This window comes from Pseudomonas sp. DC1.2 (assembly GCF_034351645.1).
Lineage (GTDB): Bacteria > Pseudomonadota > Gammaproteobacteria > Pseudomonadales > Pseudomonadaceae > Aquipseudomonas.
Window position 1 is genome coordinate 4,666,701 of sequence record NZ_CP133782.1, and the last position, 10,800, is coordinate 4,677,500.

Annotated in this window: 6 protein-coding genes and 2 rRNA genes (1 of these 8 cut by a window edge); 3 read left to right on the top strand and 5 right to left on the bottom strand. The window is 56.4% G+C overall.

Translation table 11 applies throughout. The features are described from left to right. Window positions 1-162 precede the first annotated feature (162 nt). Genes mksB through mksF form a run of 3 tightly spaced genes read left to right on the top strand, consistent with a single transcriptional unit; the run spans window position 163 to window position 4,968 of the window. Window positions 163-1,440, top strand: a complete 1,278-nt coding sequence (mksB, locus tag RHM68_RS21105; protein ID WP_322218792.1) for an Mks condensin complex protein MksB — start codon at window positions 163-165, stop codon at window positions 1,438-1,440. After that, complete coding sequence (gene mksE / locus RHM68_RS21110) at window positions 1,430-2,131, top strand: Mks condensin complex protein MksE (protein WP_322218795.1); 702 nt, start codon at window positions 1,430-1,432, stop codon at window positions 2,129-2,131. The genes mksB and mksE overlap by 11 nt, the downstream gene beginning before the upstream one ends. Further along, window positions 2,128-4,968, top strand: a complete 2,841-nt coding sequence (mksF, locus tag RHM68_RS21115; RefSeq protein ID WP_322218799.1) for an Mks condensin complex protein MksF — start codon at window positions 2,128-2,130, stop codon at window positions 4,966-4,968. Before mksE ends, mksF begins: the two co-directional genes overlap by 4 nt. A gap of 110 nt (window positions 4,969-5,078) precedes the next feature. Here the strand turns inward: mksF and RHM68_RS21120 are convergent, their stop codons facing one another. The 5 genes from RHM68_RS21120 to RHM68_RS21140 form a co-directional block, all read right to left on the bottom strand. Continuing rightward, entirely contained in the window at window positions 5,079-7,382 is a 2,304-nt protein-coding gene (locus RHM68_RS21120; RefSeq protein ID WP_322218802.1) for an intermembrane transport protein PqiB, read from the bottom strand. Next, window positions 7,375-7,998, bottom strand: coding sequence for a paraquat-inducible protein A (locus RHM68_RS21125; protein WP_322218805.1), 624 nt, complete (start codon window positions 7,996-7,998; stop codon window positions 7,375-7,377). Before RHM68_RS21125 ends, RHM68_RS21120 begins: the two co-directional genes overlap by 8 nt. After that, on the bottom strand, window positions 7,985-8,644 hold the full coding sequence (locus RHM68_RS21130) for a paraquat-inducible protein A (protein ID WP_322218807.1): 660 nt from the start codon (window positions 8,642-8,644) through the stop codon (window positions 7,985-7,987). The genes RHM68_RS21125 and RHM68_RS21130 overlap by 14 nt, the downstream gene beginning before the upstream one ends. A gap of 148 nt (window positions 8,645-8,792) precedes the next feature. Beyond that, window positions 8,793-8,908, bottom strand: a 5S ribosomal RNA gene (rrf, locus tag RHM68_RS21135). Window positions 8,909-9,076: 168 nt separating this feature from the next. Further along, window positions 9,077-10,800, bottom strand: a 23S ribosomal RNA gene (locus RHM68_RS21140) (it continues 1,168 nt past the right edge of the window).

Consider the following 10,800-nt stretch of genomic DNA (forward strand, 5'->3'; position numbering starts at 1 on the left):
AACTAAAAGTGCGCTGATTCTACCGCCCTTCGCTCAAGATCGCCCGCGCTTGATCGATACTCTTCCCCATAGAAACAGCGACAGCCCGTCCCGAGAGTGAATCGCAACGGGCGCGATGCAGTACAATCGCTGCTTTTAATTGCCAACCAGCCGGCCATTCCGATGATCGAACCCAAGCGCGTCTTGCGCGCCCTCGCTGAACACTGGGCACTTCTGGAGCCACTGTGCGAGCACTTCGACCAAGGCACCCTGAGCCTCAACGAACTGCGCGCGCAACTGGCCGCCCAGCAACTGGACAGCACACCGCAGGACATCACCAGCCTGCTGGACGTGTGGATCCGCCTCGACATTCTGGTGCCCGTGGCGAAAAGCCCGAACCGCTTCGAGCTCAATGCACAGATCCACGACTTCCTCGCTTACCTGCGCCGTGAACACCGGCTGGGCCTGTGCCTGGAAATCGAAGCCTATCTACGTCACCTCGAGCGCTTGGCCGGTTACATCCAGGACGCCTTCGACATCCGCGACGGCCACGACCTGGCCCGTCAATTGCGTTTACTCGACATGCGTGTACGGGACGTACTGAAGAAACTCGCCAACGACGAACAGGCACTGGTGGCCGTGGCCGAACGGGCCAAAACCAGCGACCGGCAGATTCCGCTACGTCAGCGTTACGCGGAAGTCCTGGCAACTTGGGACGAATACGTCGAGCCGATGATTCAATTGGTCAATGCCGACGGCGCCTTCGAACAAGGCGTGCGCAAGGTCGAAAACGTTCTGCTGAAGATGCTCACCGAACAGCAGCGCCTCGGCCACTTGGTCGATGACGATATGCTGCTGCGCACCCACGCGCGCATCCTCGAAATGCAGACCAGCGCTCAGTTGACCCTGCGTCATGCCCGTGAATTGCTGCTTCCATTGCGTGAAGAAGCCCGTCGCCACAACGCGGTGACCCGAGGCGCCGCGTTGGCCCTTTCGGTCATCCGCCGCAAAGGCATCGATGCCGTACCGCAAGCGGCGATGCCAATGTTCACGCGTGCGCAAAGCACGTTCCTCGGCAGTGCCAGCCAAGTCGAAGCCTACGTTTATGCGTTGGCCCGTTTCGAGCCGAAACCGGCACGCTTCCCCAAGGCCCACAAAACTCAGAAAGGCGAAGCCCCACGTGCGCCACGCACGGTTCGAGAAATGCTCGACCGCTGCGAAGATGCGCTGCCGATGCCAGACCTGATGAACTGGTTGCTGGAGCAGGAGCCGGACGGGGCCACCGATGAATTGCTGTACTGGTTCTCGCGCCTGTCACGGGAGAAACGCTTCAAACGCGAGCGTCTGGAACGCCGCGACTATCACACTCATGAGCATCAGGTCAGCCTGCGCTCCTTCGCCCTGCTCTCGGCCGGCGACAGCGCTGCCGAGAATTCTGCGAGCATCCCCCATGCATCTTGATCTATCCGAACTGTCCCAACTGGCGCCGATCTTTCGCGAGCTGTTCAAGGGCTACCACGTCAGCCGCCGCGACCCAGAGCTGTACGCGCAACTGTCGAATTTTCAGGACCAGTACCGCACGCTGTTCAAGGCGCTGGGCTTTGAACTGGTCTGCGACACCCGTGGCTTCTACTACTTCGTGCCTGACCTTGCGGCAGCCGCGGTGAATAAAACCGCGCAGCGTCTGGCCTTGTTCACCTTCATCCTCGTCGAGCACTTGGCCGATCAGGGCCGCGACCCGATTGCCGTGCTCGACGGCGGTAGCCTCGGTCGTGATGAATTGCCGTCGCTGCTGGAGAAATACCGCGACCTGTTTATTCAGGCCGAAGTGCAGACCGTGGAGGAGCTGGAAGAAAAAATCATGCGCCGCATGACGCAACTCGGTTTCGCGGGCGAAGAAAATGGCGTCTACCGGTTCCTGCCACCGATGCACCGTTTCCTCGACGTTTGCCTGTCAGTCCAGCAGGATCGAGATCTGGCGGCCAGCCTGCACAGCGTGCTGCCATTGCCGGCTCCGGTGCTTATCGATGACGACAGCGACGAAATGCTTTTGGAAACCGATGACCCGCTGGACCTGAGTGACTTTGAGGAAGAAAACGAAGAAGACGCGATGGCCCGTGCCATTGCCGAAGAACAGGAGACTGACGCATGAGCAAGGAACGCTACGGCATTCGCCGCTTCGCCCTGTTGAACACCGCCGGTTACAGCCTCGGGTTGTTTCCGCTGGAAGAGCCGCTGTCGGTCTACGGCGCGAACAACCTCGGTAAATCCGCGTCGATCAACGCCTTGCAGTTCCCGATTCTGGCGCGCATGTCGGACATGAGTTTTGGCAAGTACAGCCTGGAGCAATCCCGGCGCTTCTACTTCGCCTCGGACACCAGTTACATCCTCGTCGAAGTCTCGCTGCCTCACGGCCCGCACGTAATCGGCGTGGTCGGTCGCGGTCCGGGCGGTGGTTTTGGTCACCAGTTCTTTGCCTATGCCGGCAAACTCGACCTGGCGCATTACCAAAAGAACGACACCTGCCTGCGCCAGAAAGAGTTGTTCAGCAACCTTGAGCGCGAAGGGCTGAAAGCCTACGAGCTGAAGCCGGATGAACTGCGGCGTTTGCTGGTCGGTGGCCACACGTCGATTCCGCTGGACCTGACGCTGATCCCGCTGCGCTCCACCAGCGAACAGAGCCTGAAGACTTTCCGCGCGCTGTTCATCAATCTGCTGCACATGCGCGAAATTACTGCGGCCAAGCTCAAGCAATTGTTCCTCGATGCCTTCGAACACAGCCTGCGTTCCGGCAGTGTCGATTACATCGCGGCGTGCGAAGAAGCCTTTCGCGATGTTCGTCGCATGGAACAGGATTACAACGCACTGGTCACCGCCGGCCCGCTGGTTGAAGCGCTGGCCTCAGGCGTTGCCCAGCGCAATACCCTGCGCGGTAAGTTGCACCGCATCTCGCCGTTACTTGATTCGTTGCTCGGCACTTGGTCGGACTACGCCGGTGCGCGTAAGGAAGAGCTGACCCTTCAGGCCGAGCACTACCGCAACGAGCAGGACGCGCTGCAAAACGATCAACGCGGCGGCACTCAAGAGCTGATGCGTTTGGAGCGGGAAATCACTGGCATCCAGCGCTGGCTGGGTGAGTTGTCGGTGCTCAAGCATCGTTTCGCGCTGGTCAATGACGTCAAAGTCCTCGAGCAACAACTGCTCGCGGCCAAGGATGCGCACGATGAGTTGGCCGGTGCGCTGGCCCAATCGCGGCAGTTCAGCGCCGAAGACCTGGAAGAGCGTTTACGGGACTTGGAAAAACGCCTGAAGTCGGTGAAGCAGCAACTCGATCACGCCGACAACAACAGCTACGCCCGTCTGCGTGAAGAGTTCTCGCAACAGGACGTGGAACGCCTGATGCGTCTGTTCAACAGTGCGCTGTTCAGCCTGCCGCTGGGTGAGCACGGCATTACGCTGGACGAGGACGGTCAGTGGGTCAAATCCCTGGAGTTGATCCTCGACGGCTTCAAAGGCGAGCGTTTCGACGTGCCGGGGCTGTCCATCGACATCTCGCACATCGAGCCGCCAGCGCTGCAGGCCCTGGCTGACCGTGCTGCGTTGCGCGATCAGAAAGAACGCCTGGAGAAAGAACTCAAGCAACTGAAAACTCAAGCGGCTGTTGTTGCTGACCGTGCGGCGAGCAAGACCCAGACCGAAGCGCTGTACCAGCAAGTGCTGGATGCGCAAAAAGCCTTGGAAGATTTCCGGCGCGCTCAAACCTTGAGTGCAGAGGAAGGCGACAAGCTTGAGCAATTGGCGCAGATGGAAGCCGCGCAGGAGGAGTTGAAGCGCTCCAGCGATGCCTTTACCGAACGCGTCCAGCAACTGTCGGCCAAGCTGCAACTGGTCGGCCGGCAGATAGGCGACATGGAGGCCAAGCAACGCACTCTCGACGACGCCTTGCGCCGCCGCCAGTTGCTGCCGGCGGACATGCCGTTTGGCACGCCATTCATGGACCCGATCGACGACTCCATGGATAACTTGCTACCGCTGCTCAATGACTATCAGGACAGTTGGCAAGGCTTGCTGCGCAGCGACGGCCAGATCGATGCGCTGTACGCTCAGGTTCGCCTCAAAGGCGTGGCCAAGTTCGACAGCGAAGACGATATGGAGCGTCGTCTACAGTTGCTGATCAACGCGTATGCGCACCGTACCGACGAAGCGCTGACGCTCGGCAAGGCTCGCCGTGCTGCTGTTACCGACATCGCCCGGACCCTGCGCAACATCCGCAGCGACTACGACAGTCTTGAGCATCAACTGGCGCTGTTCAACCGTGAAATCAACAAGCGTCAGGTCTCCAACCTGCAAAGCTTCCGCATCGTATTGGCGCCAAACAAGGAGGCGCTCAAGCACATCGACCAGATCATCCACAGCGCTGGCCAATACGAAGAGGGCGAAACCCTCTCCGTGTTCGACCTGAGCCAAAGCGCCGATCAGGACAACAGGAACGAAGAAGCCAAGGAATACCTGGCGCGGCTGGTGGCGGCGAACCATAACCAGCTCGGTCTAAAAGACTTGTTCGAGCTGGCGTTCGAAATAACCAAGGTCAACGGTTCCCCGGTGATCCACACCGACATCGACGGCGCGGCGTCCAACGGCACCACGATGACTATCAAAGCGCTGACCAACATGTACTTGTTGCTGCACTTGATGGACCGCGACCAGGCCGGTCGCGTGCGTCTACCGTACTACCTCGACGAAGCGGCAGACATCGACGAGAAGAACCAGGCAGCTTTGCTGGAAACCAGCTTGCAACTGGGCTTCGTGCCGATCCTGGCAAGTGTGAAGCCGCAAGTCTGCGCCAGTGTGGCGATTGACCTCGAAGGTGGCAGCGGACCTAACGGGATTTACATCGACGAAGCCGACTGGAAGTACATTCGCCGGCACGATGAGGTGAAGCCTAGCGTTAACGTAAAATCGGATGAGCCAGAGCTGGATGCGGTCTGATTTACGTTTATCGTGACGAATGAAAAGGCCGTGATCCAATGGATCACGGCCTTTTTTGTGGGCATCAGTTCGTGGGTTAGCTGAAGGCCCATCGCACAAACACGAATAGGCTACTTGCCGAGTGAAATCTTCGGCGCCCAGGTTAGCCACTCATCTTCAAACTTGTCGAACAACGGGAATGTCTGTTCAGGACGGGCAGGATTACCCATGCGATCCCCCTCGGGGGTGGCGAAGGCAATACCGCCCTGAACCAAAGTCTCGAGTGACTCGGTACGCACAGTCGCCCCTTTGAACAGGCCGAAGTCAAAACCAAAACCACTGGTGTTCCAGAAGCGAGTACCGCTGCGAACCAACGGTGCGTACTTCGGTTCGATCAGGATGTGGACCAACACCCGATCAGCCGTCTGGCCAAGTTCATAGCCCGTCACCTTGCCCACGGTGATTTCGCGGTAAGTCACCGGCACCCCGGTTTTCAGCGAACCACGACGTGCCGCGCTCAACACCAGGCTCAACCCAGCTTCGGCCTTGGCAACCTCGGGCGGATTGGCCAAGGCGACAAAGCTCTTCTGTGGACCAAGGTTCTTCGGCGCAGGCTGCACTTCGATGTACTGCCCGGTCACCAATGTCTCGAGGTTGGACGTCTTCATGAGGCCCAGTTCAGGCTTGACGACCCAGAACTGGCTACCCACCCGCGCAATACGCTCCGGCACTTCGGTAATCCGTGCCGTCAGCAATACGGATTGCAGGTCATCGCTGAGATCGACGTCCTCAATCTTGCCGACATCCAGCCCTTTGAAGCGTACTGGCGTACCCGTTCGCAAACCGTCGGCGCGATCAACTTTGATCGTTACAACGGCGCCTTTCTGTGAGGCCTCATCGTGATTGGCAAACAGACGGAAACGTGGAATCCGTTTCTGCAACGGCGCCTTGGCCTCTGGCGTTTCGAAAGCGATACCGCCGGCCATCAAGCTTTGCAGCGATTCACTTTTGACTTGAATCCCACCGGTCAGCCCGCCGGTGAGCGTAATGCCGCTGGCATTCCAGAACCGTGTCGAAGCGTTGACCAGCCCCTCGTATTCCTTCTCGATGTGTACACCGATGATCAACTGCTTTTGGGTGCGCGAGAACTGATAGCTCTGCACCGAACCGACCTTGACCTGTTTGTAGAGAATAGGACTGCCGACCTCCAAAGAACCCAGGGTATCGGTGAACAACACCATGTGCAGGCCCGGTGAACGCAGATCCAACGGTGGCGCCTTGGGCCGTGCCACGAACTCACGCTGCGGCGCGGAGCCTTTGTCGCCTGGGCGCACGGCGATGTAGTTACCTTTCACCAAGGCTTCCAGTCCGGTGATCCCCGCGAGGGAAATCGACGGTTTGACCACCCAGAATTGCGTACCCGTCACCAGGTAATCCTCGGCCAACGGATCAAGGGTCAATTCGGCGGTAGCACTCGACAGATCAGGGTCAATTTTCAGCGCTTTCAAATTGCCGACCTGAATGCCTTTGTACATCACCGGGGTGCGCCCGGCCTGCAAGCCTTCAAAATCACTGAGTTTGACTTTGACCCGGAGACCGGCAGCGGCAGCGTCAAAGTCTTCATAGAGACGGAATGGCAGGCTGGTGTCAGTCGGCGGGCTGTCCTTGCGGTTTTCCGGCGTAGCAAATGCGATACCGCCGGCGACAATACTCGCCAGGGATTCGCTGCGTATTTTCACACCGGACAGATTGGCATCGATGCTGATGCCACTGGCGTTCCAGAAACGCGTGTGTTTACGCACAAGGCTCGCGTAAGTGGGCTCAATGAAGACTTTCAACTCAACAGTGCTCTGATCTTCAGACAGCAAGTAGCTTTTGACCTGACCGACCTTGATCTGCTTGTAGAACACTGGGCTGCCACGGTTCAACGAGCCAAGCCGATCCGCCTTAATGGTCAGGTGCAAACCTGGTTTTGAGTCAGACAGCGGAGGTTCTTCGGCCAGCGCCTTGAACCTGCGCGTCGGCTCTCCATCCCCCGGACTAATGGCGACGTAATTACCCGAAACCAGGGTTTCCAGACCCGTAATCCCCGCTAGGCTCACGCTCGGTTTGACCAACCAGAATCGGGTGCTGGTCTTGAGGTATTGCTCAACATCCTTGTTCATCTCGACGGTGGCGATGACGCCTTTGGAACTGCCTTCGTCATCAAGCTTGAGGGTTTTTACCTTGCCGACCGACATGCCTTTGTAGACCACTTCGGTCTTGTTGGCCTGTATGCCTTCGCCGCTCTCGAAGCGAACCTGAATCTCGATACCGGTTTCGTTGTAGGCACGCCAGGCGAGCCAACCACCAATAATTAGCGCGATCAGTGGCAATACCCAAATAGCCGACCAATTCGAGGCCGGTCGGGTTTTTGCTTTAGGCAAATCAGTCATGGTCGTCGTCCGACTCCGTGTTATCCCAAATCAGTCGGGGATCGAAAGTTACTGCGGCAAGCATCGTCAAAATCACCACACTGGCGAAGGCGATGGCGCCAAGATTGGCTTCGACACTGGCAAGCCGTCCGAAATTCACAACCGCCACGAGAATGGCGATCACAAAGATATCGAGCATCGACCAGCGACCTATGAACTCGATAAAGCGGTACATGAGAATGCGCTGACGTGCCGAAAGTGGCTGGCGGCGTTGCACCGAAAAAAGTAGCAACGCGATGCCCACCAGTTTGAACGTCGGGACCACAATACTGGCAATGAACACCACGGCTGCAATGGGAAACATGCCGTGCTGAACCAACTGAATCACGCCGGACATGATGGTACTGGGGTCGCCTTGCCCTAGGGAACTGACCGTCATGATTGGCAACATATTCGCCGGAATATAGAGAATCGCAGCGGTGATCAGTAAGGCCCAGGTACGCATTAGGCTATTCGGCCTACGGGCGTGAATCAGCGCGCCACAGCGTGTGCAAACCTGTTCGTCACTGTCGGCTTGCTGCTTGTTTAACTCATGGCACTCAGTACAAGTCAGAATGCCTGCATCAATCGCCCGCATGGGCATCTTCTCCTGACAAAGCCTGCCAGATCTGATGGGGTGACATCACAACCTCCAACCAGATCTGAACCAACAACAAACTGACAAAGCACGCCAAGCCAAGACCTAAAGTGATGGCTGCCAAATCTGCCAGTTTGACGAGCGCTACCAGTACGCCCATGAGGTAAACCTCGAGCATTCCCCAATCGCGTAGATGATGATAAATGCGGTACAGCAGCAAGCCGTAACTGCGCCCGACATTGAAACGAATAGTCAGTAGCACCACAAACTGGCAGAGCAGCTTGAGCAAAGGGATGCCCATGCTGCAAAGGAACACCACTATCGCTACGCCTTGCATACCGGTATGGAATAGCCCAACAACGCCGCTCCAGACAGTGTCATGCGATGAACGCCCAAGTAGATTGAGCTGCATGATGGGTAAAAAGTTCGCAGGGACATACAACAACAAGGCAGCGATAACCAGGGCGAGACTATGCTGCACGACATTGTGTCGATGAGCATAGAGTTCATAACCACAGCGCGGACAGAGCGCTTTCTCGCCATGGACGAGTTTAGGCTTGCGCATCAGCAAGTCGCATTCATGGCACGCAACCAAGTCGTCCAGCGGTAAATCTGACAGCCCGGGGGCGTCAACCGAATCTGGCATAAAGGCTCTGGCTCCGAAAAAGATTCGCCTATTCTAGTGTTCTGAATTAAAAATAACTGTGCAAATTTATGCCGCGATTGTAAGAACTTTCCTGGACGCAAAAACAAAACCCCTACCTGCATAAGCAGATAGGGGTTTCTGAATTTAATCTTGACGATGACCTACTCTCACATGGGGAAACCCCACACTACCATCGGCGATGCATCGTTTCACTACTGAGTTCGGGATGGGATCAGGTGGTTCCAATGCTCTATGGTCGTCAAGAAATTCGGTAGCCAGTGCGTCAGCCCTTACGGGTAACACGCCAGCGAATGGGTATGTAATAGATTTGTGTGTTTGATCGCAAACTTTCGACTTGTGTCGTCTTCACACACCGCAATCTGGTGCTCTTTCGCCCTTGGGCTCAAAGCCTGCAAATTGCTTGGGTGTTATATGGTCAAGCCTCACGGGCAATTAGTATTGGTTAGCTCAACGCCTCACAGCGCTTACACACCCAACCTATCAACGTCGTAGTCTTCGACGGCCCTTCAGGGGACTCAAGGTCCCAGTGAGATCTCATCTTGAGGCTAGTTTCCCGCTTAGATGCTTTCAGCGGTTATCTATTCCGAACATAGCTACCCGGCAATGCCACTGGCGTGACAACCGGAACACCAGAGGTTCGTCCACTCCGGTCCTCTCGTACTAGGAGCAGCCCCTCTCAAATCTCAAACGTCCACGGCAGATAGGGACCGAACTGTCTCACGACGTTCTAAACCCAGCTCGCGTACCACTTTAAATGGCGAACAGCCATACCCTTGGGACCGGCTTCAGCCCCAGGATGTGATGAGCCGACATCGAGGTGCCAAACACCGCCGTCGATATGAACTCTTGGGCGGTATCAGCCTGTTATCCCCGGAGTACCTTTTATCCGTTGAGCGATGGCCCTTCCATACAGAACCACCGGATCACTAAGACCTACTTTCGTACCTGCTCGACGTGTCTGTCTCGCAGTCAAGCGCGCTTTTGCCTTTATACTCTACGACCGATTTCCGACCGGTCTGAGCGCACCTTCGTACTCCTCCGTTACTCTTTAGGAGGAGACCGCCCCAGTCAAACTACCCACCATACACTGTCCTCGATCCGGATAACGGACCTGAGTTAGAACCTCAAAGTTGCCAGGGTGGTATTTCAAGGTTGGCTCCACGCGAACTGGCGTCCACGCTTCAAAGCCTCCCACCTATCCTACACAAGCAAATTCAAAGTCCAGTGCAAAGCTATAGTAAAGGTTCACGGGGTCTTTCCGTCTAGCCGCGGATACACTGCATCTTCACAGCGATTTCAATTTCACTGAGTCTCGGGTGGAGACAGCGCCGCCATCGTTACGCCATTCGTGCAGGTCGGAACTTACCCGACAAGGAATTTCGCTACCTTAGGACCGTTATAGTTACGGCCGCCGTTTACCGGGGCTTCGATCAAGAGCTTCGCGTTAGCTAACCCCATCAATTAACCTTCCGGCACCGGGCAGGCGTCACACCCTATACGTCCACTTTCGTGTTTGCAGAGTGCTGTGTTTTTAATAAACAGTCGCAGCGGCCTGGTATCTTCGACCGGCATGGGCTTACGCAGTAAATGCTTCACCCTCACCGGCGCACCTTCTCCCGAAGTTACGGTGCCATTTTGCCTAGTTCCTTCACCCGAGTTCTCTCAAGCGCCTTGGTATTCTCTACCCAACCACCTGTGTCGGTTTGGGGTACGGTTCCTGGTTACCTGAAGCTTAGAAGCTTTTCTTGGAAGCATGGCATCAACCACTTCGTCGTCTAAAAGACAACTCGTCATCAGCTCTCGGCCTTAGAATCCCGGATTTACCTAAGATTCCAGCCTACCACCTTAAACTTGGACAACCAACGCCAAGCTGGCCTAGCCTTCTCCGTCCCTCCATCGCAATAACCAGAAGTACAGGAATATTAACCTGTTTTCCATCGACTACGCTTTTCAGCCTCGCCTTAGGGACCGACTAACCCTGCGTCGATTAACGTTGCGCAGGAAACCTTGGTCTTTCGGCGTGGGTGTTTTTCACACCCATTGTCGTTACTCATGTCAGCATTCGCACTTCTGATACCTCCAGCAAGCTTCTCAACTCACCTTCACAGGCTTACAGAACGCTCCTCTACCGCATC

What these genes read in the sequence shown, in the direction of transcription:
- RHM68_RS21130 (WP_322218807.1), bottom strand. Translation starts at nt 8,644, where the DNA reads ATGCCAGATTCGGTTGACGCCCCCGGGCTGTCAGATTTACCGCTGGAC.
- mksF (WP_322218799.1), top strand. Translation starts at nt 2,128, where the DNA reads ATGAGCAAGGAACGCTACGGCATTCGCCGCTTCGCCCTGTTGAACACC.
- mksB (WP_322218792.1), top strand. Translation starts at nt 163, where the DNA reads ATGATCGAACCCAAGCGCGTCTTGCGCGCCCTCGCTGAACACTGGGCA.
- mksE (WP_322218795.1), top strand. Translation starts at nt 1,430, where the DNA reads ATGCATCTTGATCTATCCGAACTGTCCCAACTGGCGCCGATCTTTCGC.
- RHM68_RS21125 (WP_322218805.1), bottom strand. Translation starts at nt 7,998, where the DNA reads ATGCGGGCGATTGATGCAGGCATTCTGACTTGTACTGAGTGCCATGAG.
- RHM68_RS21120 (WP_322218802.1), bottom strand. Translation starts at nt 7,382, where the DNA reads ATGACTGATTTGCCTAAAGCAAAAACCCGACCGGCCTCGAATTGGTCG.